The sequence below is a fragment of the Roseateles sp. P1_C6 genome, assembly GCF_056406315.1.
The window spans coordinates 91,789-116,544 of the sequence record NZ_JBFUAK010000004.1; the positions used below are offsets into that span (position 1 = coordinate 91,789).

22 protein-coding genes are annotated in these 24,756 nt (G+C 69.0%); 8 read left to right on the forward strand and 14 right to left on the reverse strand.

What is annotated here, in order from left to right:
* Nucleotides 1–13: 13 nt before the first annotated feature.
* Entirely contained in the window at nt 14–1,504 is a 1,491-nt protein-coding gene (locus tag AC1D29_RS09180; RefSeq protein ID WP_477896418.1) for a CoA-acylating methylmalonate-semialdehyde dehydrogenase, read from the forward strand.
* A gap of 36 nt (nt 1,505–1,540) precedes the next feature.
* On the opposite strand, the gene AC1D29_RS09185 is transcribed toward AC1D29_RS09180, so the two are convergent.
* The gene (locus tag AC1D29_RS09185; protein WP_477896420.1) at nt 1,541–2,257 is read right to left on the reverse strand and encodes a pirin family protein; all 717 of its coding nucleotides are present in this window, start codon (nt 2,255–2,257) and stop codon (nt 1,541–1,543) included.
* 125 nt (nt 2,258–2,382) lie between these two features.
* Between AC1D29_RS09185 and AC1D29_RS09190 the strand changes: the two genes are divergently transcribed.
* On the forward strand, nt 2,383–3,687 hold the full coding sequence (locus AC1D29_RS09190) for an FAD-dependent oxidoreductase (RefSeq protein ID WP_477896422.1): 1,305 nt from the start codon (nt 2,383–2,385) through the stop codon (nt 3,685–3,687).
* 41 nt (nt 3,688–3,728) lie between these two features.
* Here the strand turns inward: AC1D29_RS09190 and AC1D29_RS09195 are convergent, their stop codons facing one another.
* Nucleotides 3,729–4,136 (reverse strand): hypothetical protein, encoded by a 408-nt coding sequence (locus AC1D29_RS09195; protein WP_477896424.1) that lies wholly within the window; start codon nt 4,134–4,136, stop codon nt 3,729–3,731.
* Between the two features lie 11 nt (nt 4,137–4,147).
* A complete protein-coding gene (locus AC1D29_RS09200) occupies nt 4,148–5,239 on the reverse strand; it encodes a hypothetical protein (protein WP_477896426.1) in 1,092 nt (363 codons plus the stop codon).
* Nucleotides 5,240–5,607: 368 nt separating this feature from the next.
* Between AC1D29_RS09200 and AC1D29_RS09205 the strand changes: the two genes are divergently transcribed.
* Complete coding sequence (locus AC1D29_RS09205) at nt 5,608–7,128, forward strand: methyl-accepting chemotaxis protein (protein ID WP_477896428.1); 1,521 nt, start codon at nt 5,608–5,610, stop codon at nt 7,126–7,128.
* A 4-nt stretch (nt 7,129–7,132) separates the two neighbouring features.
* Here AC1D29_RS09205 and AC1D29_RS09210 read toward each other — a convergent pair whose 3' ends face one another.
* Nucleotides 7,133–8,689, reverse strand: a complete 1,557-nt coding sequence (locus tag AC1D29_RS09210) for an acyl CoA:acetate/3-ketoacid CoA transferase (RefSeq protein WP_477896430.1) — start codon at nt 8,687–8,689, stop codon at nt 7,133–7,135.
* A 12-nt stretch (nt 8,690–8,701) separates the two neighbouring features.
* Nucleotides 8,702–9,907: a thiolase family protein gene (locus AC1D29_RS09215; RefSeq protein ID WP_477896432.1), complete on the reverse strand. Its 1,206-nt coding sequence runs from the start codon at nt 9,905–9,907 to the stop codon at nt 8,702–8,704.
* Nucleotides 9,908–10,094: 187 nt separating this feature from the next.
* Between AC1D29_RS09215 and AC1D29_RS09220 the strand changes: the two genes are divergently transcribed.
* From AC1D29_RS09220 to AC1D29_RS09235, 4 genes are read left to right on the forward strand one after another with little or no spacing between them, the layout of a single operon-like run.
* Entirely contained in the window at nt 10,095–10,922 is an 828-nt protein-coding gene (locus AC1D29_RS09220) for a crotonase/enoyl-CoA hydratase family protein (RefSeq protein ID WP_477896434.1), read from the forward strand.
* Nucleotides 10,919–12,778, forward strand: coding sequence for a feruloyl-CoA synthase (locus AC1D29_RS09225; protein ID WP_477896436.1), 1,860 nt, complete (start codon nt 10,919–10,921; stop codon nt 12,776–12,778). The genes AC1D29_RS09220 and AC1D29_RS09225 overlap by 4 nt, the downstream gene beginning before the upstream one ends.
* Nucleotides 12,775–13,539, forward strand: coding sequence for an SDR family NAD(P)-dependent oxidoreductase (locus AC1D29_RS09230; RefSeq protein ID WP_477896438.1), 765 nt, complete (start codon nt 12,775–12,777; stop codon nt 13,537–13,539). Before AC1D29_RS09225 ends, AC1D29_RS09230 begins: the two co-directional genes overlap by 4 nt.
* Nucleotides 13,540–13,562: 23 nt before the next feature.
* On the forward strand, nt 13,563–14,054 hold the full coding sequence (locus AC1D29_RS09235) for a MarR family winged helix-turn-helix transcriptional regulator (RefSeq protein WP_477896440.1): 492 nt from the start codon (nt 13,563–13,565) through the stop codon (nt 14,052–14,054).
* Here the strand turns inward: AC1D29_RS09235 and AC1D29_RS09240 are convergent.
* The 7 genes from AC1D29_RS09240 to pobA form a co-directional block, all read right to left on the reverse strand.
* Nucleotides 14,051–15,037 (reverse strand): aldo/keto reductase, encoded by a 987-nt coding sequence (locus AC1D29_RS09240; protein ID WP_477896442.1) that lies wholly within the window; start codon nt 15,035–15,037, stop codon nt 14,051–14,053. The two genes, AC1D29_RS09235 and AC1D29_RS09240, sit on opposite strands and share 4 nt — an antisense overlap.
* Nucleotides 15,034–15,996: a Gfo/Idh/MocA family oxidoreductase gene (locus tag AC1D29_RS09245; protein ID WP_477896444.1), complete on the reverse strand. Its 963-nt coding sequence runs from the start codon at nt 15,994–15,996 to the stop codon at nt 15,034–15,036. The genes AC1D29_RS09240 and AC1D29_RS09245 overlap by 4 nt, the downstream gene beginning before the upstream one ends.
* Nucleotides 15,993–16,859 (reverse strand): class III extradiol dioxygenase subunit beta, encoded by an 867-nt coding sequence (locus tag AC1D29_RS09250; protein ID WP_477896446.1) that lies wholly within the window; start codon nt 16,857–16,859, stop codon nt 15,993–15,995. The genes AC1D29_RS09245 and AC1D29_RS09250 overlap by 4 nt, the downstream gene beginning before the upstream one ends.
* Before the next feature lies 1 nt (nt 16,860).
* On the reverse strand, nt 16,861–17,301 hold the full coding sequence (gene ligA / locus AC1D29_RS09255; protein WP_477896448.1) for a protocatechuate 4,5-dioxygenase subunit alpha: 441 nt from the start codon (nt 17,299–17,301) through the stop codon (nt 16,861–16,863).
* Entirely contained in the window at nt 17,301–18,224 is a 924-nt protein-coding gene (locus tag AC1D29_RS09260) for an amidohydrolase family protein (RefSeq protein ID WP_477896450.1), read from the reverse strand. The genes ligA and AC1D29_RS09260 overlap by 1 nt, the downstream gene beginning before the upstream one ends.
* A 21-nt stretch (nt 18,225–18,245) precedes the next feature.
* Entirely contained in the window at nt 18,246–19,625 is a 1,380-nt protein-coding gene (locus AC1D29_RS09265; RefSeq protein ID WP_477896452.1) for an MFS transporter, read from the reverse strand.
* Between the two features lie 162 nt (nt 19,626–19,787).
* Complete coding sequence (gene pobA, locus AC1D29_RS09270) at nt 19,788–20,960, reverse strand: 4-hydroxybenzoate 3-monooxygenase (protein WP_477897308.1); 1,173 nt, start codon at nt 20,958–20,960, stop codon at nt 19,788–19,790.
* A gap of 105 nt (nt 20,961–21,065) precedes the next feature.
* Between pobA and AC1D29_RS09275 the strand changes: the two genes are divergently transcribed.
* Nucleotides 21,066–21,959, forward strand: coding sequence for a helix-turn-helix domain-containing protein (locus AC1D29_RS09275; protein WP_477896454.1), 894 nt, complete (start codon nt 21,066–21,068; stop codon nt 21,957–21,959).
* Here AC1D29_RS09275 and AC1D29_RS09280 read toward each other — a convergent pair.
* On the reverse strand, nt 21,956–23,251 hold the full coding sequence (locus AC1D29_RS09280) for an NAD(P)/FAD-dependent oxidoreductase (protein ID WP_477896456.1): 1,296 nt from the start codon (nt 23,249–23,251) through the stop codon (nt 21,956–21,958). The two genes, AC1D29_RS09275 and AC1D29_RS09280, sit on opposite strands and share 4 nt — an antisense overlap.
* A gap of 5 nt (nt 23,252–23,256) precedes the next feature.
* Complete coding sequence (locus AC1D29_RS09285) at nt 23,257–24,756, reverse strand: aldehyde dehydrogenase (protein WP_477896458.1); 1,500 nt, start codon at nt 24,754–24,756, stop codon at nt 23,257–23,259.

Sequence of the window (24,756 nt, forward strand, 5' to 3'; positions counted from 1 at the left end):
TCCGAGCACGCCCGTGATCACCCATCTCATCAACGGCCAGCCCGTCGACGGCGGCAGCCGCTCGGCCGACGTCTTCAATCCCGCCACCGGCAAGGTCGGCGGGCAGGTCCGCCTGGCCGACCGCGCCACGGTCGAAGGGGCCATCGCCGCCGCGCAAGCCGCCTTCCCCGCCTGGCGCAACACGCCGCCGCTGAAGCGCGCCCGCGTGCTGACCCGCTTCAAGGAACTGCTCGAAGCCCATGCCGACACCATCTGCCGCCTCATCACCGATGAGCACGGCAAGGTGCTGGCTGACAGCCTGGGCGAGCTGCAGCGCGGCATCGAGAACGTCGAATACGCCAGCTATGCGCCCGAGCTGCTGAAGGGCGAGCACAGCCGCAACGTCGGCCCGGGCATCGATGCCTGGTCGGAGTTCCAGTCGCTGGGCGTCTGCGCGGGCATCACGCCGTTCAACTTCCCCGCCATGGTGCCGCTGTGGATGTGGCCCATGGCCGTGGCCTGTGGCAACACCTTCATCCTGAAGCCCTCGGAGCGCGACCCGAGCAGCACGCTGTTCATCGCCCAACTGGCCCAGGACGCCGGCCTGCCGCCGGGCGTGCTGAACGTCGTCAACGGCGACAAGGAAGCCGTGGACACGCTGCTGACCGACCCGCGCGTGCAGGCCATCAGCTTTGTCGGCTCGACGCCCATTGCCGAGTACATCTATTCGACCGGCACCAAGCATGGCAAGCGCGTGCAGGCCCTGGGCGGCGCGAAGAACCACGCCGTCGTGATGCCCGATGCCGACATCGACAACGCCGTGACAGCGCTGATGGGCGCCGCCTTCGGCTCCTGCGGCGAGCGCTGCATGGCCATCCCGCTGGTGGTGGCGGTGGGTGATGCGACGGCCGATGCCGTGCGCGACAAGCTCGTCGCCGAGATGGCCCGCATGAAGATCGGCTCGGGCCGTGAGGCCGGCTGCGACATGGGGCCGCTGGTGACGAAGGCCCACCTGGAGAAGGTGCGCGGCTATGTCGACCAGGGCGTGGAAGAGGGCGCCGAGCTGGTCGTCGACGGCCGCGGCCTGACGGTGGCGGGCCACGAGGCCGGCTACTTCCTCGGCCCCTGCCTGTTCGACCGCGTGATGCCCGGCATGCGCATCTACGAGGAAGAGATCTTCGGCCCCGTGCTGGGCATCGTCCGCGTCGACAGCCTGCAGGTGGCGATGGCCATGATCGACGCGCACGAGTACGGCAACGGCACCTGCATCTTCACGCGCGACGGCGAGACGGCGCGGCATTTCACCGACCACATCCAGGTCGGCATGGTGGGTGTCAACGTGCCGCTGCCGGTGCCGGTGGCGTATCACTCCTTCGGTGGCTGGAAGCGCTCGCTGTTCGGCGACTTGAACGCCTACGGGCCTGATGCCGTGCGCTTCTACACGCGCCGCAAGCAGATCACGCAGCGCTGGCCGTCGGCCGGGGTGCGGGAGGGCGCGGTGTTTGCGTTTCCGTCGAGCAAGTGAGGTCGTCCGCACGCCGGTGCGGAGATGCTGCTCGATCTAGAGCAGATCGAACCAAAGCCACTTGGCCTCGGTGAGCGGTGACACGGTCAACCGGGTCACCGTCGCCAGCTGCAGCGCATCACCTCCGCGCAACTCCATCGGCTGTGGCTCGCCGTCGACTTCGACGGACACGATGCCTTCCAGCACCTGAAGCCATCCATATCGACCCGCGTCGACTTCGTGCGGACAGTGCTCACCTGGCTTGCCCGAAGCGCCCCATACGCTCACGGGCGCTCGCAACTGCAATGCCCCAGGCTGCTCTGTTGGGCCGGCAATCAGGCGCGGGCCATCCGCCGTGCTCAGCCCGTCCGGCAGCAACTGGTAGCGCGGCGGCAGGTTGTCGGCATTGCCGTGCAGCCAGATCTGGAACAGATGCGTCGGGTCCTGAGGCTCGGGGTTGCGCTCGGAATGCTTGATCCCCGTGCCGGAGCTGATGAGCTGGACATCGCCTGCGCGAAGCCGGCCTTCATTGCCCGCCGAGTCCCTGTGCTCAAGCGCTCCCGACAGCATGAAAGTCAGGATCTCGAAGTGGTCGTGGGCGTGCTCCGCGAAACCGGAGCCGCCTGCGACGATGTCCTCGTTGATGACCCGCAGCGCGCGGAAGCCCATTCGGGTCGGATCGTTGAACGAGCCGAAAGAAAAGGTGTGATGCGCCTGCAGCCATCCGGTCTTGGTCCACCCCCGAGCCTGCCGGTCATGAAATACATCGCTCATGGTCTTGTGCGCGCTGAAGGGAGTTCCATGCAGGCTTTATAGCTTGCATGGCAAGCCCCGTCGGACCCGCAATCAAACGGCCGGGTCGCCATGCGCCTTCTGGTGGCACCGGCTACCCTGCGGGTATGAACATCGCCGTCATCGGTGGCGGCATCGCCGGTTTGGTGGCTGCGTGGCAGCTGTCGCGGCGCCACGCGGTGACGCTGTTCGAGCGCCATGCGGTGCCCGGCTTCATCGCCAGCTCGGTGGCGCTGGACGCCGTCGCCCCGGGCCTGCGGGTCGACGTGCCGCTGCGGGTCTTCTACCCCGGCTACTACCCGACGCTGACCCGCCTCTATGCCGAACTCGGCGTGGCCACCGAGCCCGTGGACTACGCCACCACCTTTTGCGGCAGCGACGGCCGCGCCTATTTCCGTTGGCGCAACGCGCGCCTGGGTGACTGGTCGTTGCCCTATGTGCTGCCGCAGGATGTGGCCAGCGCGCGGGGTTGGCGCATCGTGCAGGGCGCGCTGCACTTCCATGCCCGGGCGCGCGCGGCGCAGGCGGCCGGGGATCTGGGTGGCGCCAGCATCGGCGAGTTCATCGCTGCCGAGCGCATCGCACCCGACTTCGTTGACGGTCTGCTGCTGCCGGCCATCGCTACCATCGCCACCTGCAGCACCGAAGACGCCCGTGCCTACCCCGCTGCCGTGGTCGCCGGCTACGCCACCGCCGGCGTGGGGCGGCAGAGCGTGCGCCGTGCGCGCGACGGCGCCGACGCGGTGGCCGCGAAGCTGCTGGCCGGCATCACCCGCGTGCAATGCAGCGCCGGCGTGGTGGCCGTCCGACGCGGGCCGGGCGCGGCAGCGCAGGTGGTGGTGCAGCACGCGGACGGGGAGGAAGCTTTCGACCATGTCGTCTTCGCCACGCAGGCCAACCAGGCCCTCACTTTGCTGGCCGACGCCGCGCCCGACGAGACCGCGGCGCTGGCCGCCTTCCGCTACCGCGCGCTGCAAGTGCTGATGCACGGCGACACCGCGCTGATGCCCGAGCGCCGCGCCGACTGGTCACCGGTGAACGCGCGTGTCTGCGCCGAACACGCGCAGCCCGAAAGCACGATCTGGATCAACCGCGTGCAGCCGGGGCTGCGCCATGCCGCGCCGCTGTTCCAGACCGTGATGCCGCAGCGTGCACCGCGGGACGACAGCGTCATCGGCCACGCCCGCTTCGAGCGCCCGCTGGTGGGTGCCGGCAGTGCCGCGGCGTTGGCCGCGCTGCAGCAGTTGCACTCGCAACCCGAACGCCGCGTGTGGTGGTGCGGTTCGTACGCGGAAGCCGGCGTGCCGCTGCTGGAAAGCGCAGTGCGATCAGCGCTGGCGGTGGCCGCGCGGCTGGAGTCCTGCGCCGCCGCGCCGTCAGCCGGTGGTCGCCTGACGGCGAGCGTGCCCTAACCCGGGCGCGCCGTGCGGCAACGTCGTGTTCGGCAGATGCCTTACTCGACGGTGGCCAGCACCTTGACGCTGCCGTCGACGGCCGCCTTGTCGATGTAGGCGACGCTCTTGGGGTCGGCGGCCACGGCCTTCTTGGCGGCAGCAGCGTCTGCCGCTTCCTTGGGCGCCTGGGCCTTGCCCGAGAACACGAGGCGCGCCCAGGTCGCCTTGATCTGCGACAGGTCGCGGCCGGTGGCCTTCTTGTAGAACTCGGCGCGGATGCCGGCGGCCTCCGGCTGGTCCAGCGGGTTCAGCGCGGTGTTCTTGCCCAGGAAGACGTCGGCGACCTGGTCCTTGGACATGGGTGCGGCGGACGGGTGGCCGACGACGACGATGTCGGCGGCGAGTGCCGGCGAGGCAGCCGTGAAGGCGGCGAGCAGGGCGGCGCCTGCCATCAGATGCTTGTGCATGGCGCGTGCTTTCAGAAGACGAAGTCGAGGGCGACGGTCGTGATGCCGACCTTCTTGCCCGAGGGGTCGATGACGAGGAACTGCTGGCCGGTCTGGCTGGCGCGCTCGTACTGGGCCTTCAGCGCCATGCCGGTCTTGAAGTCCCAGCGCAGGCCGACGGCGTCGGTGGTGGCGTCGCCCAGGCCGGCCAGCGCCACGCCGGTGTACTTCAGCCAGGAATGGATGGCATAGGGCATCCAGTCACCGACCCGGTAGCCGGCCGTCAGGTAGTAGCTGCGCGTGTCGAACACCTTGCCGGAGGTCTTGCGCATGATGTATTCGCCCATCACGAGCAGGCGGCCGTCGTCGTACTGCGCGCCCACGCCGGTGAAGGCGTCGCGGAAGCGGTCGCTCGGGATGAAGGGGTGGGAGACGTAGACGTTGGTCGACTCCTGCGTGACCGTGTGGCCCAGGCGCAGCTGCCAGTCGCCCTTCTCGGCCGTCACGTTGACGCTGCCCAGGCGCTTCCAGGCGCTGTCGTTGGTGGCCATGCCGAGTTGCGGGCCCAGGTCGAAGTAGAGCTTGGCCTTGGCCTGGCCGAAGGTGGGTTGCACCGTCAGGTTGACGTCGCCCAGCCGCACGCGGTACGTGGCCTGCGCACCGTCGACGGACGTGACCGGGAAGCCGAGGTAGGCCTGGGCCGGCGTGCGCACCCAGTGCTGGCTGTAGCCGACATTGCGGCTGTCCGACAGCATGAAGGCGGGCAGCGCGACGCGGCCCACGCGGGCGCTCAGCTCGTCGGTGATCTGGGCCTGGGCATACAGCCACTCGACGTCGACCTTGTCCTTGCCGTCGCGGCGCAGCGCCAGCAGCTGGCCGGTGGCTGAGAAGGTGTCATTGAATTTGGCCGTGGCCTGCACGCCCAGGCGGGAGTCCACGCCGAAGTCGACATTGCCGTGGCTGCCCTTGTCCTGGCGCCAATTGGCGCGGAACTCGGTCGTGTCGCTGCTGGAGCGCACGGCCGACAGCGTGCCGTAGCCGCCAAAGGTGTATTCGGTGGCGCTCGCGCCGAGGGTCGCGGTGGCCAGGGCGGAGGCCACGCCGAGGCGAAGAATGGATGTCATCGTGGGTTCAGCTGGTTGGTTTGGAGGGCCGCCGGGCACAGGCATTCGCCCGGCTCTGCATCGCTGCGCAACCTTTTTGGGGATGCGATGAACTAATCTTAAAACGAACAATAGTTCGTAAATAGAAGCAGGTCGCACAGCGGCGCGGCTTTCGTGTGATCCGTCACCAGATCGATCCGCAGCGTCAAAAACTGGCTTCAATGACGCTGCAAAGGATTGCTTTGGGCAATAACGCACCGACAAGGTGCAAATGCGACCGTTGTTCGCATTTGCGCGCAAAGCGTGAGAAGCTGCCTGGATGCGAACAAACTGTCTAAATATGATGGCTCGATTCGCATTCGTGCAAGCCGGCAAGGAGCAACCACCCCATGAATTTCCGAACCAAGATCTGGATGCTGCCCATCAGCGCCGCGCTGGTTTTCATCGTCGGCTCGGGCGCGAGCTACGTCGTGGGCTCGCACACCTCGGCGCAGATGGAGCACCTGCGCGATGTCGACTACCCCTACATGGAAAGCGTCGCTCGCATCGACCGCGGCGCCGAGGAGTTCCGCCTGAGCCTGCAGTCCGCGGCCACCGAGGGTGACGACAGCAAGCTCAAGGACGTCGAGGAGGTCGTGGCCAACGTGCGCAAGTCCGTGGCTGAGGCGGCACAGCTGGACGGCAAGGCCGACGACGCGCGCAGCCTGGGCGGCGCCTTCGACACCTACCAGGGCGCGGCCCTGGCGGCGACGCGGGCCATGCTGACCAAGCAGGACGCGGGCGACTCCGTCAAGCGCATGCAGGCCGGCCTGGCCGACTTCAGCGAGCGCCTGCAGTTGCACAAGAAGGCTGCCGCAGAGGCCGTGAACCAGGCGCAGGCGGCTGCGCTGGGTGGCGTGCGCACCAATGTCTGGGTGGGGCTGGGCACGGGGTTGGTGGTGCTGCTGGTGCTGGGCATGGCCTCGCGCCTCATCCTCGCCTCGGTCTGGCGCGAGCTGGGCGACGAGCCCGCCCGTCTGCAGCGCTTCGTGCAGCGCGTGGCCGATGGTGACCTCAGCGGCGAAGGCGGTGCCGCTTCGGTGCCGGGCTCTCTGCACGCGGCCGTCATCGCGATGGTGGGCCGCCTGGGCGAGACGGTCAGCACCATCCGCCATGCCACCGATTCCATCGCAGTCGCCTCACGAGAGATCGCGGCGGGCAGCATGGACTTGAACACCCGTACCGAGCAGACGTCCGCCAACCTGCAGCAGACGGCCTCGTCGGTCTCGCAGCTGAACGGCAGCGTGCACCAGAGCGCCGAGGCCGCGCGTGCCGCCGATGGCCTGGTCAGCACCGCGTCTGCCGCCGCACAGCGCGGCGGCGAGATCGTGGCCCAGGTCGTCACGAGCATGGACCAGATCAACGACGCCTCGCGCAAGATCAACGACATCATCAGCGTCATCGACGGCATCGCCTTCCAGACCAACATCCTGGCGCTGAACGCGGCCGTGGAGGCCGCACGTGCCGGCGAGCAGGGCCGCGGCTTTGCCGTCGTGGCGGGCGAGGTGCGCACGCTGGCTCAGCGCAGCGCGCAGGCCGCCAAGGAGATCAAGACGCTGATCGGCGCGTCGGCCGAGAAGGTCAGCAGCGGCAGCAAGCTGGTGCAGGACGCCGGCGGCGCCATGCAGGAGATCGTCGAGGGCGTGCGCCGCGTGACGCAGATGATTGGCGAGATCAGCAACGCCGCGCAGGAGCAGGCCTCGGGCATCTCGCAGGTCGACCATTCGGTCAACGAGCTGGACCGCATGACGCAGCAGAATGCCGCGCTGGTGGAACAGTCCGCCGCCGCGTCCGAGAGCCTTCAGGAGCAGGCGCAGCGGCTGGCCGAAGCGGTGAACGTGTTCCGCGTCGGCGACGCCCAGCCTGCCTGAGGGCTCAGCCGCCCAGCGCGGCCTTCAGTCCGCCCCAGCTCTCGCGGAAGAGGCCGGCATCCATCCGCTTCACATCCCGCACGATGGGCTTGAAGTCCATGTGCGCGAGCACGTCGCGCTCCAGGTCGATGCCCGGCGCGATTTCGGTCAGCTCCAGGCCGTCCTCGCGCAGATGAAAGACGGCGCGCTCGGTGACGAACACGACTTGCTGACCCCGCTGCGCCGCGTCGCGGCCGTTGAAGGTGATCTGCTCGACCTGGTGGATGAACTTGCGCGAGCGCCCCTCGGTCTCGATGTGCAGCTGGCCGTCGCCGATCTGCAGCGCCAGGCCGCCGGCCGTGAAGCTGCCGCAGAACACCAGCCGCTTCGTCGAGCGCGTGATGTTGACGAAGCCGCCGCAGCCCACGGGCCGGCCGTTGAACTTGCTGACGTTGACGTTGCCGGCCGCGTCCACCTGGGCCAGGCCCAGGAAGCTCGCGTCCAGGCCGCCGCCGTCGTAGAAGTCGAACTGGAAGCTCTGCTCGATGATGGCCTCGGCGTTGTAGGCCAGGCCGAAGTCGCCCAGCTGCGCCGGGATGCCGCCGGTCACGCCGCTCTCGATGCTCAGCGTCAGCGCGTCGGCCATGCCTTCCTCGGCGGCGACCGACGGGATGCCGGCCGGGATGCCGATGCCCAGGTTGGTGATGGCACCGGGCTTGAGCTCCATGGCCGCGCGGCGGGCGATGACCTTGCGCTCGTCCAGCGGCATGACGGCCAGGCTGCCGGTGGGCACGCGGATGTCGCCGCACAGCGCCGGGTCGAACTGCGTGGCAATGGTCTGCATGTGGTTGCGCGGCTCGGCCACGACGACGTAGTCCACCACCACGCCAGGGATCTTGACGGCCTTGGGATGCAGCGTGCCGGCCTTGACGATGCGCTCCACCTGGCAGATGACGATGCCGCCGCTGGCGCGCGCGGCCTGGGCGATGGAGAGCTGTTCGAGGATGACGCCTTCCTTGTCCAGCGTGATGTTGCCGTGCTCGTCGGCCAGCGTGCCGCGGATCAGCGCGACGTCGATCCTGGGCGCCTTGTAGTAAAGCCACTCCTCGCCTTCGAACTTCACCAGGCGCACCAGGTCTTCGGTCGAGCGGCTGTTCATCTTGCCGCCCTCCAGGCGCGGGTCGACGAAGGTGCCCAGGCCCACCTTGGTGAGCACGCCGGGCGAGCGGCAGGCGATCTGGCGCGTCAGGTGCGACAGCGAGCCCTGCGGGAAGTTGTAGGCCTCGACGTCACCGTTGAAGACCATCTTCATCATCTCGGGCCCGGTCTGGCCGAAGTGGCCGGCGACGACCCGTTTGATCATGCCGGCGTGGGCGAAGTGCTTCATGCCCGCCGCGCCGGAGTTGCCGATGGCGCCGCAGGCCCAGGTGCTGAGCTGCTGCGGGTGGCCGGTGGCGAGGAAGTGCTGCTCCAGCGCTGCGAGCAGCTCCTCGGGCAGGCTGGTGACGGCCAGGCCGCCGAGGAAGAGCGTGGCGCCGTCGGGGATCAGTGCGCCGACGTCGGCGGGGCGGATGACTTGCATGGGTTTGACCGGTTAGCGGTTGCGGGAATCGGAAACGCGCAGCACGGTGGCAAGGCCTGTGTCGCCGGCCGCGCAGCCGGTGAAGAGGCCCACGCCGCCGCCGCGCAGCACCAGCTCCTCGATCAGCTCGATGACGCCGCGCAGGCCGGTGGGCGCCTGCGGGTGACCCCAGACGAGGGAGCTGCCGTAGTTGTTCATGCGCTCCCACGGGAAGCCGAGGTCCGCGGCCAGCGCGAGGTCGTTGACGGCGAAGGGGTTGTGCGTCTTGACGGCATCCAGCGCGCTTGCGGCGATGCCAGCGCGCTGCAGCGCGGCCAGCGCGGCGGGGCCGGGCGCGGCGGGCATGTAGCCAGGCGCCTCGCGGTGCATGCCGAAGCTCAGCAGCTCGATCTCGATGCCCGCGTCTGCGGAAACCTCGCGGGCGAACTCGCGCGTGGTGACGATGGCGCCGGCGTTGCCGTCGGCGGGGTGGGTCTGGGCGCCGAAGGTGACGGTGCCGCCTTCGAGCACGGGCTTGAGCTTGGCCAGGCCTTCGGCCGTCGTCGGGAAGATGCCTTCGTCCGTCGACAGCGCACCGGTGCTCTTCTTGAAGCGGCTGTCGGACAGCGGCGCGTCGACCATGTAGCGCTTCTGGAAGGCGCGGTCATCGGCCAGCGCCATCTGGTACTGCTCATGGCGGCGCAGCTTGACGGCGTGCTGCTGGGCCGTCGTGAAGCCGTAGCGCGCGGCCACGTTCTCGCCGGTCTGCAGCATGGAGTTCTTCGCATAGGGGTCGCGCGCCATGTTGTCCAGCACCCACCGCTCGGTGATGCCGTAGCCGCCGCTGCCGGTCGGATCGGGGTACTGCACGACCGGGCCGTTGGACTGGCGGTCGGTCATCACCAGCAGCGCGCATTTCGCGCTGCCTTCGCGCAGCTCGCCGCTGGCCATCTGCAGCGCACGCACGCTGGTGGCGCAGGCCTGCTGGACGGTCGGGCCGGCGACGCGGTCCAGGCCCATCAGCCCGGTGACGTAGGGCAGGCCGTAGAAGCCGCCGACCTGCGGGTTGGTGACGCCCAGCAGCCCCAGGTCGATGGCCTCGGTCGGGAACCTGCGCGCCGCCAGTGCGTTCTTGCCGCAGAGGGCCGCCAGCTGCAACGCGTTCAGGTTGGCCAGCGAGCCCTGCCACTTCGCAAAGGGCGTGGACCAGTAGGCCCCGTAAGGGATGTAGGCAGTCATCGGATGTCTCCAGGCAATTTGATTTCATCGTATAACGATTAAACAATGCAATCAAGTGAGTCATCGACGGCGATTAAGTCGAGGCATGGCTACATGTGTTGCTCGGTTGCGTTTGCAGAAATCGCTTGAAGTGATTCAAAAATTGAACGATCATCAGACCCATTGAGTAGTTCAACAGCTGAATCAAATGAACCTTGCCGACCTTGCCTCGCCGCCCGAACTCGCCGCCGATGGCCTGCTGGCCACGCTGGACCTGCTGAAGATCACGCGCGCCGGTGCCGTGCTGCACGTGCGCCTGAACCGCCCGGCCAAGCGCAACGCGATCTCGGACGACCTCATCACGCAGATCCACACCGCGCTGCTCAACCTGCCGGCCGACGTCGGCGCCGTGCTGATCAGCGGCGAGGGCGCGCACTTCTGCGCCGGGCTGGACCTGTCGGCGCTGGTGCAGCGCGACATCGGCGGCGCGGTGCTGCATTCGCGCAGCTGGCATGTCGCCTTCGACGCGCTGCAGTACGGCCGCGTGCCGGTCGTCGCGGCGCTGCATGGCGCGGTCGTCGGGGGCGGGCTGGAACTGGCCGCCGCCTGCCACATCCGTGTGGCCGACGACAGCGCCTATTTCGGGCTGCCGGAGGGTCAGCGCGGCATCTTTGTCGGCGGCGGTGGCTCGGTGCGCATCCCGCGGCTGATCGGCGTCGCGCGCATGACCGACATGATGCTGACCGGCCGCGTCTACGCCGCCGACGAAGCCGAGCGCATCGGCCTCGTGCAGTACCGCGTGGGTGAGGGCGAGGTGCTGGCCAAGGGCATGGAGCTGGCGCAGAAGGCCGCCCGTGCGGCGCCGATGACGGCTTACGCGGTCATGCACGCGCTGCCGCGCATCGCCGAGCAGAGCCCCGCCGAGGGCCTGTTCACGGAGTCGCTGATGTCCGCCGTCGCCGCGAGCACGCCCGAGGCGCAGGCGCGTCTGCAGGCCTTCCTGGACGGCAAGGCGGCGAAGGTGGTGAAGTCATGAGCGCCCCGTTCCGCTTCGCGCGCGTGGCCGGTTGCGTCGAAGCGAGCCTGATGACGCAAGCCGACGGCAGCCAGGTGCTGACGTCCACCGAGCCGTTACAGGACTACCCGCCGCGCCTGACCGATGTGCTGGAGCAGTGGGCCGCGGCCACGCCTGATCGCAGCTTCATCGCCCAGCGCGATGCCGCCGGTGAATGGCAGCACCTCAGCTACGCCGTCATGCTGGCGCGCGCCCGCGCCGTGGGCCAGGCGCTGCTGGACGCCGGCGTGACGGCCGAGCGCCCGCTGGCCATCCTGTCCGACAACAGCCTGGAGCACGCCACGCTGATGATGGGTGCGATGTGGGCGGGCGTGCCCTATGTCAGCGTGTCGGTGGCCTACGCGCTGGTGTCCAGCGACTTCGCGCGGCTGCGCCACATCCTGGGCGTGCTGACGCCGGGCGTCGTCTACGCGGCGCACGAGGGCTTCGGCCGCGCGATCTCGGCGGTGGTGCCGGTCGACGTGTCCGTGGTGCTGGGCCGCGGTGAATTGCCGGACCGCGCCAGCACCCCCTTCGCGGCCCTGCTGGCCACCGAGCCCGGCCCTGCGCTGGAGTACGCCCACGCCGCCGTCGGCCCCGACACCGTCGCCAAGATCCTCTTCACCAGCGGCAGCGCCAGCGCGCCCAAGGGCGTCGTCACGACGCAGCGCATGCTGTGCGCGAACCAGCAGATGCTGCGCCAGTGCATGGCCTTCCTGGCCGACGAGCCGCCGGTGCTGCTGGACTGGCTGCCCTGGAGCCACACCTTCGGCGGCAGCCACAACCTGGGCATCGCCCTCTACAACGGCGGCAGCCTCTACATCGACGACGGCAAGCCCACGCCCAGCGCCTTCGCGCAGACCGTGCGCAACCTCAAGGAGGTGTCGCCCACCGTCTACTTCAACGTGCCCAAGGGCCTGGAGGAGCTGGCCAACGCGATGGACCAGGACACGGGCCTGCGCGATGCCTTCTTCCGCGATGTGAAGGCCATCATGTTCGCCGCCGCCGGCCTGTCGCAGGCCGTGTGGGACAAGCTCGACCAGCACGCCATCGCCGCCTGCGGCGAGCGCGTGCGCGTGCTGACCAGCCTGGGCATGACCGAGACGGCACCGTCCTGCGTCTTCATCGTCGGCACGCACGCGCGCTCGGGCCACATCGGCCTGCCCTGCCCGGGCGTGGAAACCAAGCTGGTGCCGGTGCAGGGCAAGCTGGAGGTGCGTTTCCGCGGCCCCAACGTGATGCCGGGCTACTGGCGCGAGCCGGCGCTGACGGCCGCGGCCTTCGACGACGACGGCTTCTACCGCACCGGCGACGCCGTGCGCCTCGTCGACCCCGACGACCTCTCGCTGGGCCTGCTGTTCGACGGCCGCATCGCCGAGGACTTCAAGCTCTCCACCGGCACCTTCGTCAGCGTCGGCCCGCTGCGCGCGCGCATCACGCTGCAAGGCCATCCTTACGTACAGGAGGCGGTGCTGACGGGCCTGAACCGCGACCAGCTCGGCGCGCTGATCTTCCCGCGCCTGGCGGACTGCCGCGCGCTGAGCGGCCTGGGCGCGCAGGCGTCGGCGGCCGACGTGCTGCACCACCCCCGGGTGCGCGCCTTCTTCCAGCAGCTCACCGACACGCTGTATGCGCAAGGCACCGGCAGCGCCAACCGCATCGAGCGGCTGCATGTGCTGGTGGACCCGCCGTCCGTCGAGCACGGCGAGATCACCGACAAGAACTCGATCAACCAGCGCGCGGTGTTGAGCCACCGTGCGGCGCTGGTCGAGGCCATCTACGCGGATGCCGACCCCTGGCTGATCCGACCCCACAAGACTCCCAAGGAGACATCATGAAGATCCAAGACCAGGCCGCCATCGTCACCGGCGGCGGCTCCGGCCTCGGCGAGGCCGTGGCGCGTGAGCTGGCGAAGCAGGGCGCCAAGGTGGCCGTGTTCGACATCAACGCCGCCGGCGCCCAGCGCGTCGCGGCCGAGATCGGCGGCATCGCCTGCGCCTGCGACATCACCGACACCGCGTCGGTGACCGCCGCACTCGATGCCGCCGAGGCCGCCCACGGCCCGGCGCGCATCGTCATGAACATCGCCGGCATCGGCACCGCCAAGCGCGTCATCGCCCGCGACGGCTCGCCCGCGCCGCTGGAGGACTTCGAGCGCGTCGTGCGCATCAACCTCGTCGGCACCTACAACGTCATCCGCCTGGCCGCCGCGCGCATCGCCAGGCTGGACGGCGGGGAAGACGGCGAGCGCGGTGCCATCCTGTGCACCGCGTCGGTCGCCGCCTTCGACGGCCAGGTCGGGCAGGAGGCCTACTCGGCGTCCAAGGCCGGCGTCGTCGGCATGACGCTGCCGCTGGCGCGCGACCTGGCCCAGCACGGCATCCGCGTCTGCACCCTCGCGCCGGGCCTGTTCGCCACGCCGCTGCTGAAAGAACTGCCCGAGGAAGTGCAGGCGAACCTGGCTGGCTCCATCCCCTTCCCCAAGCGCCTGGGCAAGCCCGAGGAGTTCGCGGCATTGGCGGCGCACTTCGTCACCAACGGTCACCTGAACGGCGAGGTCATCCGCCTGGACGGCGCGCTGCGCATGGCGCCGCGATAAAACGCTTGCGGCATCATGGCGGCATGGCACCCAAAAACAAGAAAAGCGAGAAGACCGAACTGCAGACCGGCGTGCTGGACTCGGTGATCGGCTACCGCATCGCCAAGGCCCGCATCACCACGCAGGCCTTGTTCATCCGCCATGTCGGCAAACCTTTCGCGCTGCGGCCGGTGGAGTTCTCGCTGCTGATGCTACTGCAGGCCAACACCGAGCTGGCGCCCAGCCAGCTCAGCGACGCGCTGGCCTTGTCGCGGCCGCACCTGACGCTGCTGCTGGACCGCATGCAGGAGCGCGGCTGGATCGGCCGCGAGCGCAGCGAGGTGGACCGGCGCTCACAGCAGGTGCGACTGACCGAGGCCGGTGCCGCTTTGGCCGCCGACGTGGCCCGGCGCGCGCCGGACATGGAGAGCGAGCTGCAGAGCGCCCTGTCCGCCGCCGAGCGGGCGATGTTGATCGAGCTGCTGGACAAGGTCGCCGCGCATGGCGGCGGCGTGCTCGACGACGAAGAGGCCTAGAACTCCTCGGTGTCGATCTCGGCCTGTGTGGCCGCGCTGTAGCGCGCGCCGCTGACGGTGTGCCGATTGATCAGTGCATCCAGCCGCTTCAACGTCGCGCCGTCGAGCTGCAGTTGCGGCGCGGCCATCAGCTCCCACAGGTGCTCGGGCCGCGACGTGCCGGGGATGGGCACGATGTGCTCGCCCTGGTGCAGCAGCCAGGCCAGGGCCAGCGTGGCCGGCGCGCAGTTCAGCTGTGCTGCTTCGTCCTGGAAGCCATCCAGCAGCTTCAGGTTGGCCGCGTAGTTCTCCGGCGAGAAGCGCGGCATGCCGCGGCGGATGTCCTTGGGCGCCAGCTTGATGACGTCGCGCAGTTCGCCGCCCAGGAAGCCGCGCGCCAGCGGGCTGAAGGCGACGAAGGCGGCGCCCAGCTCGCGGCAGGCGTCCAGCACGGCGATCTCGGGGTTGCGCGTCCACAGCGAGTACTCGGTCTGCAGCGCGGCAATGGGGTGCACGGCGTGCGCGCGGCGCAAAGTGACGGCCGACACCTCCGACAGACCCAGCGCGCGCACCTTGCCAGCCTTCACCAGCCCGGCCATCGCGCCGACGCTGTCTTCCACCGGCACCTTGGGGTCGAGCCGATGCAGGTAGAGCACGTCGATGACGTCGGTGCGCAGCCGCTTCAGGCTGGCCTCGACGCTGGCGCGCAGCGTGTAGGGCCGGCCGTCGATGACGCGCTGGCCGTCCACGCCCTGCATGCCGCATTTGCTGGTCAGCACGATGCGTTCACGGTGCTGGGCCAGCAGACCGCCCAGCAGCTCCTCGTTGGCGCCGAAGCCGTACAGCGCCGCCGTGTCGAACAGCGTGATGCCGCCGTTGAGGGCGCCATCCAGCACCTTGGCCGCCACGTCACGCGGCGGCGGGGTGCCGTAGGCATGGCTCAGATTCATGCAGCCCAGGCCCACGGCCGAGACTTCGAACGGCCCGATGCGACGGGTCTTCATGCGGCGGTGTTCAGCTGCTGTTCAAGCTGGTGCAGCACCCGGTAGCAGGGCAGCACCTGGGCCACGCTGCTGTTGGGCTCGCGGCCTTCGCGGATGGCGGCGAAGAACTCGCGGTCCTGCAGCTCGATGCCGTTCATGGACACGTCCACCGCCGACACGTCGATCTTGTTCTCCTTGCCGTCGAACAAGTCGTCGTAGCGGGCGAGATAGGTGCCGGTGTCGCCGATGTAGCGGAAGAAAGTGCCCAGCGGCCCGTCGTTGTTGAAGGACAGGCTCAGCGTGCAGATCGCGCCGCTGGCGGCCTTGAGCTGGATGCTCATATCCATCGCGATGCCCAGCGTCGGGTGGATGGGGCCTTGCAGCGCGTGGGCCTGCACGACCGGGCTCTGCGCCTGGTAGGCAAACAGGTCGACCGTGTGCGCGGCGTGGTGCCACAGCAGGTGATCGGTCCAGCTGCGCGGCTGGCCCAGCGCGTTCATGTTGGTGCGGCGGAAGAAATAGGTCTGCACGTCCATCTGCTGGACGTTGAACTCTTCCGCGGCGATCTTCTGGTGCACCCACTGATGACTGGGGTTGAAGCGGCGCGTGTGGCCGCACATGGCGACCAGACCCGACTGCTTGGCCACGCTGATGACCTCCTCGCCATCGGCCAGCACGTCGCACAGCGGAATCTCCACCTGCACATGCTTGCCGGCCTTCAGGCAGGCCAGCGTCTGGCTGGCGTGCATCTGCGTGGGCGTGCACAGGATGACGGCGTCCACTTCGGGCAGGGCGAGGCTGTCTGCCAGGTCGGTCGTCACATGGCCGATGCCATATTTCTGCGCGACCTCGCGGGTCTTGTCCAGGTCGCGGCTGATCAGCGAGACGACCTCGACGCCGGCGATGTTCTTGATGCCATCGAGATGCTTGATGCCGAAGGCGCCGGCGCCGGCCAGGGCCACACGAATAGGCTTGCTCATGAGTTCTCCAAGATGAGGTGTCCAACGGCCGTGTTTGACGCAGGCACGTGATAGAAGCGATGCGCGACCTTCGGGGCCGGGCCGCCGTGGATGTCGGCCATTGCGCCGCGGGCGATCAGCCACATGACCAGCTCGATGCCTTCCGAGCCGGCCTCGCGCACGTAGTTGTCATGCGGCACGCGCGACAGCGCGTCGGGCTCGGCGATGAGGCGGTCCAGGAAGCGGTTGTCCCACTCGCGGTTGATGAGACCGGCGCGCGGGCCTTGCAGCTGGTGGCTCATGCCGCCGGTGCCCCAGATCTGCACGTTCAGGTCCGAGCCGTAGGACTCGACGGCGCGGCGGATGGCCTGGCCCAGCATGAAGCAGCGCCGGCCGGACGGCACCGGGTAGTGCACGACGTTGACCGCGAACGGGATGACGGCGCAAGGCCAGGCGCCGTTGACCGGGTCGGGCTGGCCGCACATCAGCGACAGCGGCACGGTCAGGCCGTGGTCCACGTCCATCTTGTTGGCGATGGTCAGGTCGAAGTCGTCCTGGATGACGCTGTGCGCGATGTGCGCGGCCAGTTCCGGGTGGCCGATGACGGGCGGCACCGGGCGCGGGCCCCAGCCTTCGTCGGCCGGCTCGAAGCGCGCGGCGGTGCCGATGGCGAAGGTGGGAATCAGGTCCAGGCTGAAGGCGGTCGCATGGTCGTTGTAGACGAGGAAGACGACGTCCGGGCGGTTGTTGTCGAACCAGCGCTTGGACGGCTCATAGCCGGCGAAGACGGGCTGCCAATAGGGCTCGTCGGTCTTGCCCAGGTCCAGCGCCGCGCCGATGGCGGGCACATGCGAGGTGTAGACGGATGCGGTGATGCGGGCCACGTTATTTGTCCTTCTTGCCGGCCTGGCCCTGCGGCTGGCGGTGTGACTGCGCGTCGCCGTCCTCGCCGATGCGGCGATTGCCCTCGATGGAGCGTCCACCGGCCACCATCATGTCGCGGTACTCGGCCTCGGTCATGCCGGTCATGCTGCCCGCCATCTGCTGGAAGCTGCGACCGTCCGTCGCACCGATCTTGGCCAGGAAGTAGATGTTGCCGCCCAGGCGTATGCATTCATTCAGGTCGCGTGCCAGCACGGCGTCCTTCTGCTCTTCCGTCATGGGCCATTCATTGAGATAGGCCCGCTCGTCGGCCTTGAAGCGGGCGCGGTTGTCGGCCTTCATCAGCGACATGCAGAACTGGTTCAGCCAGTAGCCCTTGCGGGACTGCTCGGCGTCGAAGATGGTGGTGCCGGGGATGTCGGTGTAGGACTTGTCGAGAGGCATCAGGTCTCCTCGGGCCAGTAGAGGCGCATCGGATTGGTCACCAGCAACTGGCGCTGCAGCTCGGGCGTCGGTGCGATGTGCGGGATGAAGTCCACCAGCAGGCCATCGTCGGGCATGTGGTCCTTGAGGTTGGGGTGCGGCCAGTCGGTACCCCACAGCACGCGATCGGGAAACTCATCCATGACGCGGCGGGCAAAGGGCACGACGTCACGATAGGCGGCCTGCTCACCGTCCAGCGCGCGCGGGCCGGTGACGGACAGGCGCTCGGGGCAGCTGAGCTTGCTCCACACGTTGGCGTTCTCGCGCATGAATTTCAGGAACAGCTCGAACTCGGGGCCGTCCACCGGCTTGCTCACGTCCGGCCGGCCCATGTGGTCGACGACCACCGTGGTCGGCAGCGCGGTGAAGAAGTCCCACAGCTCGGGCAGGTCGGCCGCCTCGAAGTAGATGACCACATGCCAGCCGAGCTTGGCGATGCGCGTGGCGATCTCCTGCAGCTCGTCCTTGGGCGTGAAGTCCACCAGCCGCTTGACGAAGTTGAAGCGCACGCCGCGCACGCCGGCCTCGTGCATGCGTTGCAGTGCCTCGTCGCTGATGCCGCGCTTCACGGTGACGACGCCGCGCGCCTTGCCGCCGGCGCTTTGCAGCGCGTCGAGCAACGCGCTGTTGTCAGCGCCATGGCAGGTGGCCTGCACGATGACGTTGCGCGCGAAGCCGAGGTGGTCGCGCAGCGCGAACAGCTGGTCCTTGCTGGCGTCGCAGGGCGTGTACTTGCGCTCCGGTGCGAAAGGGAACTGCGCGCCGGGGCCGAACACATGGCAGTGCGCGTCCACGGCGCCGGGTGGCGGCTGGAAGCGGGGCCGGCTGGGGTTGGCATACCAGTCCAGCCAGCCGGGGGTCTTGGTGAATTCCGCGTGGGTCATGGTGAGCTGCTGCCTGTATCTTCAATGCGCGAGGGCGGGGCGTGCGTCGCCGTCGTCGGCAAAATTGTCGGCGTCGCGCTTGATCCACAGCGCCGCCGCCGCGATGGCCGCGGGCACGGCCAGGACCGTGAAGACCATGCCGATGCCGGCGTGCATGGCGCCCAGTTGCGCCACCAGCAGCGACCCCAGGATGCCGCCGAAGCGGCCGATGCCCAGCATCCACGACACACCGGTGGCTCGGGCGTTGGTGGGGTAGAAGGCAGCGGCCAGCGCCGGCAGCGAGGACTGCGCGGTGTTCATCAGCACACCCGCGAGGAAGACGCTGACGACCAGCGCCCCCACGTGGCCCACCAGCTGCCCGATGGACCAGATGGCCACCGACGTCAACGCAAAGCCCAGGGCGACGATGCGGTTGGGCTCCACGCGGTCCATCAACCAGCCGAAGAACACGGCACCGACGCCGCCAAGCGGAAAGAGCGCGGAGATCAGCGTCGCGGTGCGCGGCGCGATGCCGGCCTCCTTGAACAGCAGCGGCATCCAGTTGATCAGCGCGTAGAAGATCACCAGGCCCATGAAGTACGCGAGCCACAGCATCAACGTGCCCAGGCGGTAGTGCCTGGCCAGCACCTGCGCCAGGCCGCCGCGTTCGTTGGTGACCACGCGCGTCTCGCTGAGCGTGAAGCGGGTGATCTGGTGCACCTGCGGGCCGGCGATGCGCGCCAAGGCCGCGCGAATGCGCTCGACCGGCTGGCGCCGCGTGACCATGAATCGCACCGACTCCGGCAGCAGCAGCGCCAGGCCGACGGTCAGCGCCAGCGGCGCGATACCGCCGAGCAGCAGCACGCTCTGCCAGCCCCATTGCGGGATCATCCACGCAGCCAGAAAGCCGCCGAAGGCGGCGCCCAGCGGGAAGCCGCAGAACATCAGGTTCGTCAGCGTGGCGCGGCGTGCGCTCGGGCAGTACTCGCTCATCAGCGTGACGGCGCTGGGCATTGCGGCGCCCAGGCCCAGGCCGGTGATGAAGCGCAGCACGCTGAGCTCTGTCAGGCTGGTGGCGAAGGCCGAGGCGAGCGTGGCCACGCCGAAGAGCAGCACCGTTACCGTCAGTACCAGCTTGCGCCCCAGGCGATCGGCGATCGGGCCGGACACCAGTGCACCAGCCGCCAGGCCGAAGAGTGCGGCGCTGAGCAGCGGCGCCAGCATGGGCTTGGTGACGCCCCAATCCTTGATCAGCGAGGGGGCGATGTAGCCGATGGCGGCGGTGTCAAAGCCGTCCAGCAGCACGACGAAAAAGCACAGCGCGAAGATGACCCACTGCCAGGCGGACAGCGGGTGGTCGTCGATGAGGCGCTGCACGTCCGCGGCACGCGTGCCGGGGGCAGTGATCGGTTGAGTCTGCAAGCGGGTCTCCAGTTTTGTCGGTCGGCGCCAGCGCAGGTCTTGGATCGCTCAGCTGCCGTGGCCGGATTCTTCTCAGTGCACCCCTGTCACGCTAGGTCTGGCTGCCGCTAGCAGCTATAGCGGTTCGGCATGGGGCTGGCGCTGCTGCCCGGCGCTGGCCCGTCACCATGGCAGGCCGACATAGTTCTCGGCCATCGCCGCCATCGCGCTGTCCGAGCTGACGAGGTATTCCAGCTCCGCGCGGTGCAGCTTGGCGTCGATCTCCGGCTCGTTGGGCAGGTTGTGCATCAGGCTGGTGAACCACCACGAGAAGCGCTCGGCCTTCCAGATGCGCGACAGGCAGCGCGCCGAGTACTGCTCGATGCCGGCCTGGCTCTTCTCGCGGTAATGCTCGATGAAGGCCTGTGACAGGTAGCGCACGTCGGACGCGGCCAGGTTCAGCCCCTTCGCACCCGTGGGCGGCACGATGTGCGCGGCGTCGCCGGCGAGGAAGAGCCGGCCGAAGCGCATCGGCTCGGCGACGAAGCTGCGCAGCGGCGCGATGCTCTTTTCCAGCGACGGGCCGGTGACCAGCGCCGCCGCCGCCGCGGGGTCCATGCGCTTGCGAAGTTCGCCCCAGAAGCGCTCGTCGCTCCAGTCGCCGGCCTGCTCGGTCAGCGGCACCTGCAGGTAGTAGCGACTGCGCGTGGGAGAGCGCATGCTGCACAGCGTGAAGCCGCGCTCATGGCGGCCGTAGATCAGCTCATGCGACACGGGCGGCGTGTCGCTGAGCATGCCCAGCCAGCCGAACGGGTAGACCTTCTCGTGCGTCTGGATCGCGTCCGCCGGCACGCTGGCGCGGCTGACGCCGTGGTAGCCGTCGCAGCCGGCGATGTAGTCGCACCGGATCTCGATGCGCTCACCGTTCACCGTGCAGCGTGCGCCCGGCTGGTCACCGTCGAAGCCGAACAGTTCCACGTCAGACGCCGAGTACAGCGTCTGCTCGCCGGCGGCCGTGCGGGCTTCCATCAGGTCGCGCGTCACTTCGGTCTGGCCATAGACCATGACCGACTTGCCGCCGGTCAGACGGCTCAGGTCGATGTGGTGGCGCTGGCCGTCGAACATCAGCTCGAAGCCGTGGTGCACCAGGCCTTCGGCATGCATGCGCGCGCCGACGCCGGCCTCGTCCAGCAGGTCGACGGTGGTCTGCTCCAGCACGCCGGCACGGATGCGGCCCAGCACGTAGTCGCCCGTCTGACGCTCGACGATGAGGTTGGCCACACCGGCCTTGTGCAGCAGCTGCCCGAGCAGCAAACCCGATGGCCCCGCGCCGACGATGAGCACCTGGGTGCGCAATGTCTTCATGTCTCGCTCCACGCTTCTTGAATGGTGGTGAGAGTAGGACGGCGGGCATGCGCGGGCAATGGACGTCAGGAACGCGTGCTTGCACAATTCGAACCTATGCCAAGGACCCAGCCCGTCACGTCGCCGCCGCTGTATGAGCTCTATGGTGAGATGGGACGGGATGCAGCGCTGGACGGGCTGCACATGGAGTCCATCGCCGACCGTAGCCGATTGCACAATTGGGAAATCCAGCCGCACCGGCATGCGACGCTGGTGCAGCTGCTGTTGATCGAGGCCGGCCTGGCCCGGGTGCAGATCGATGGCCAGGTGCTGGCGCTGCACGCACCGGCCGTCGTCTGGGTGCCGATGCTGGTGGTGCACGGCTTCGCGTTCTCGCCTGACACGCAGGGATACGTGATCACGCTGGACCACGCGCGGGTCAGGAGCTTGATCGGCAACTCACGCGGCCTCTGGGAAGGCCTGGGCGCCTCTCGCGCCGCCGCGTTGGCGGTCGATTCGCCGCAAGGTCAGACGCTGTTGGCGATGGCCCGCGCGCTGCGCGACGACTACGCCGGCACCTCGCCCTGGCGCACCCAGGTGCTGGACGGCGCGGTGCTGATGGCGGCCGCTCTCGTGGCCCGGCTGTCGCCGCTGGCTGCCGAGTCAGCGGACGCCGTCGAACCCGAAGGGCGGGCGATGCAGCACCTGGCGCGCTACCGCGAGCAGGTCGAGCGCCACTATCGCAACCACCCGACGCTGGACACGCTGGCCGCGCCACTGGGCATCACGACGACGCAGCTGAACCGCCTGTGTCGCCAGCATCTGAACTGCTCGGCGCTCGATGTGCTGCACCAGCGCCTGCTGCTCGAGGCCAAGCGCGAGCTGGGCTACACGACGCTGCAGGTGCGCCAGATCGCCGATGGGCTGGGCTTTGCGGACCCGGCCTACTTCACGCGCTTCTTCCTGCGGCTGACGGGACAGTCGCCATCGGCCTGGCGCGCCGAACGCTAGAGCTGCAGGCGGTCCCGCAGGTCGTACCAGAGCGCGCCCATGGCCGTCAGCGGCACACGCAGCAGCCGCCCGCCCGGGAACGGGTAGTGCGGCAGCGTCGCGAACGCATCGAAGCGCTCCGCCTGGCCGCGGATGGCTTCGGCCAGCACGCGGCCGATCAGGTGCGTGAACGTGACGCCGTGTCCCGAGCAGCCCTGCGAGTAGTAGATGTTGGGCGCCAGCCGCCCCACCTCGGGCAGGCGCGACAGCGTCAGCAGGAAGTTGCCCGTCCAGCCATAGTCGATGCGTACGCCCTTGAGCTGCGGGAAGGTCTTGAGCAGCTTGGGTCGCACGATGGACTCGACATGCGCCGGGTCGCGAGCACCGTAGATGACGCCGCCGCCGTAGATCAGCCGGCGGTCCGCGGACAGGCGGAAGTAGTCGAGCAGGAAGTTGCAGTCCTCCACGCAGTGGTTGTGCGGCAGGATCTCCGGGAATCGGTCGCCCAGCGGCTCGGTCGCGACGACCTGGGTGCCGCAGGGCATGGAGCGCGCCGCGAGCTGCGGCTCCAGCCCGCCGAGGTAGGCGTTGCCGGCGACGATGACGAAGCGCGCGCGGACCCGCCCTTCAGCCGTGTGCACGATGGCCGGCTCCCCACGCTCGATGCGCACGACGGCCGAGCCTTCGTGGATGACGCCGCCCAGCGACTCGAAGGCCATCGCCTCGCCCTGGGCCAGGCGCAGCGGGTGAACGTGGCCGGTGCTGCGGTCCAGCAGCGTGGCGCGGTAGCGTTGCGTGCCGACTTCGGCCTCGCTCTGCTCGGCATCCAGCAGTTCCAGCTCGCGGTGGCCGAAACGCTCCCACAAGGCCTTGTGGTGCTCCAGCTGGCGCACCTGCCGCGCGGTGATGGCGGCGAACATGCCGCCGCGCTGGAAGTGGCAGTCCATGCCATAGCGCTGGATGCGCTCCTTGATGATGGCCGCGCCCTCGAAGGCCATGGCGCCGAGCGCGCGCGCGGCGGCCGTGCCGTGGCGGGCCTCGATGACGTCGAGGTCGCGCGAGTAGCTGTGTACCAGCTGACCGCCGTTGCGGCCCGAGGCGCCCCAGCCGACGCGCTGGGCTTCCAGCACGACGACGCGGTAGCCGGCCTCGGCCAGATGCAGCGCGGTGGACAGCCCCGTGTAGCCCGCGCCGATGACGACGGCGTCGGCCTCGATGCTGCCCCGCAGCGGTGGGCGCGGCGGCTGCGGCAGGCCGCTGGCCGCGTAGAAGGACGGCGCGTGGCCGCCCGTGGGTGGAGTCGTTGTCTGCATGATGCTCAGCCGGCTATGCGCAGCCAGGTGGTCTTCAGCTCGGTGTACTTGTCGAAGGCGTGCAGCGACTTGTCGCGGCCGTTGCCGCTCTGCTTGAAGCCGCCGAAGGGCACGGTGATGTCGTCCTCGTCGTACTGGTTCACGTGCACGGTGCCGGCACGCAGCGCGCGCGACACGCGATGGGCGCGGTCCAGGCCGCCGGTCCAGACGCTGGCCTGCAGGCCGTAGGGGCTGTCGTTGGCGATGGCGATGGCCTCGGCCTCGGTGCCGAAGGCGATGACGCTGAGGACAGGGCCGAAGATCTCCTCGCGCGCGATGCGCATGCCGTTGTTGACCGAGCGGAATACGGTGGGTTCGACAAAGAAGCCGCCGCTGTCGGTGCGCGTCTGCCGTCCGCCGAACGCCAGCGCGGCACCTTCTTCCTGGCCGGCCTGCACGTAGCCCAGCACCGAGCGCATCTGCGTCTCGTCGACGAGCGCGCCCATGGCCGTTGTCTCGGCGAGCGGGTCGCCCGGGATGTGGCGCCGCGCCTCGTCGCACAGCAGCGCCACGCACTCGTCCACGCGTGAGCGATGCACCAGCACGCGCGTCGGCGCGTTGCAGGACTCGCCCTGGTTGAAGTACACGCTGCCGGCGGCCGTGCGCGCGGCGCGCTCCAGCTCGGCGTCGGCAAACACGAGATAGGCCGACTTGCCGCCCAGCTCGTTGTAGACGCGCTTGAGGTTGGACTCGGCAGAAGCGGCCAGCATGCGGCGGCCGATGCGCGTGGAGCCGGTGAAGCCGATGGCATCCACATCCATGTGCAAGGCCAGCGCCTCGCCAGCCTCGTGGCCGTAGCCGGGCACGACATTGAGCACGCCCGGCGGCAGGCCGGCCTTCAGCGCCAGCTCGGCCAGGCGCAGCGCGGTATAGGGCGACTTCTCGCTGGGTTTCAGCACGACGCTGTTGCCCGCGGCCAGCGCCGGGCCGAGCTTCCACGCGGCCATGATGAGCGGGTAGTTCCACGGCACGATGGCGGCAATGACGCCCATGGGTTCGCGCGTGACCAGGGCCAGCGCGTTGGCGGCGGTGGGCGCGATCTCGTCGTAGATCTTGTCGACCGCCTCGCCATACCAGGCGATGCAGTTGGCCGTGGAGGGCACGTCGACCGCCAGGCTGTGGGCGATGGGCTTGCCCATGTCCAGCGTCTCCAGCAGCGCGAGTTCGTCCTTGTGGGCCAGCAGCAGCTCGGCCCAGCGCTGCAGCACGCGCTTGCGCTCGCGCGGGCTTTGGTTGTGCCAGCGGCCGTCGTCGAAGGCGCGGCGCGCGGCGGCCACGGCCAGGTCGATGTCGGCGGCGCGGCCACGGGCCACGTCGCCCAGCAGGCGGTTGTCGATGGGGGAGTGTTTGGCGAAGATCTCGCCGCTCGCGCTGTCGCGGCGCTTGCCGTCGATCAGCGCACGGCCGTCGAAGCGCAGCGCGGCGGCGCGGGCGTGCCAGTCGATGGGGTTGGTAGTCGTAGTCAT

Coding starts and splice junctions, on each gene's coding strand:
- AC1D29_RS09260 (WP_477896450.1), bottom strand. CDS start 18,224: ATGACCCACGCGGAATTCACCAAGACCCCCGGCTGGCTGGACTGGTAT.
- AC1D29_RS09235 (WP_477896440.1), top strand. CDS start 13,563: ATGGCACCCAAAAACAAGAAAAGCGAGAAGACCGAACTGCAGACCGGC.
- AC1D29_RS09195 (WP_477896424.1), bottom strand. CDS start 4,136: ATGCACAAGCATCTGATGGCAGGCGCCGCCCTGCTCGCCGCCTTCACG.
- AC1D29_RS09225 (WP_477896436.1), top strand. CDS start 10,919: ATGAGCGCCCCGTTCCGCTTCGCGCGCGTGGCCGGTTGCGTCGAAGCG.
- AC1D29_RS09275 (WP_477896454.1), top strand. CDS start 21,066: ATGCCAAGGACCCAGCCCGTCACGTCGCCGCCGCTGTATGAGCTCTAT.
- AC1D29_RS09280 (WP_477896456.1), bottom strand. CDS start 23,251: ATGCAGACAACGACTCCACCCACGGGCGGCCACGCGCCGTCCTTCTAC.
- AC1D29_RS09190 (WP_477896422.1), top strand. CDS start 2,383: ATGAACATCGCCGTCATCGGTGGCGGCATCGCCGGTTTGGTGGCTGCG.
- AC1D29_RS09215 (WP_477896432.1), bottom strand. CDS start 9,907: ATGACTGCCTACATCCCTTACGGGGCCTACTGGTCCACGCCCTTTGCG.
- AC1D29_RS09205 (WP_477896428.1), top strand. CDS start 5,608: ATGAATTTCCGAACCAAGATCTGGATGCTGCCCATCAGCGCCGCGCTG.
- AC1D29_RS09185 (WP_477896420.1), bottom strand. CDS start 2,257: ATGAGCGATGTATTTCATGACCGGCAGGCTCGGGGGTGGACCAAGACC.
- ligA (WP_477896448.1), bottom strand. CDS start 17,301: ATGCCTCTCGACAAGTCCTACACCGACATCCCCGGCACCACCATCTTC.
- AC1D29_RS09200 (WP_477896426.1), bottom strand. CDS start 5,239: ATGACATCCATTCTTCGCCTCGGCGTGGCCTCCGCCCTGGCCACCGCG.
- AC1D29_RS09210 (WP_477896430.1), bottom strand. CDS start 8,689: ATGCAAGTCATCCGCCCCGCCGACGTCGGCGCACTGATCCCCGACGGC.
- AC1D29_RS09245 (WP_477896444.1), bottom strand. CDS start 15,996: ATGAGCAAGCCTATTCGTGTGGCCCTGGCCGGCGCCGGCGCCTTCGGC.
- AC1D29_RS09230 (WP_477896438.1), top strand. CDS start 12,775: ATGAAGATCCAAGACCAGGCCGCCATCGTCACCGGCGGCGGCTCCGGC.
- AC1D29_RS09285 (WP_477896458.1), bottom strand. CDS start 24,756: ATGACTACGACTACCAACCCCATCGACTGGCACGCCCGCGCCGCCGCG.
- AC1D29_RS09220 (WP_477896434.1), top strand. CDS start 10,095: ATGAACCTTGCCGACCTTGCCTCGCCGCCCGAACTCGCCGCCGATGGC.
- AC1D29_RS09240 (WP_477896442.1), bottom strand. CDS start 15,037: ATGAAGACCCGTCGCATCGGGCCGTTCGAAGTCTCGGCCGTGGGCCTG.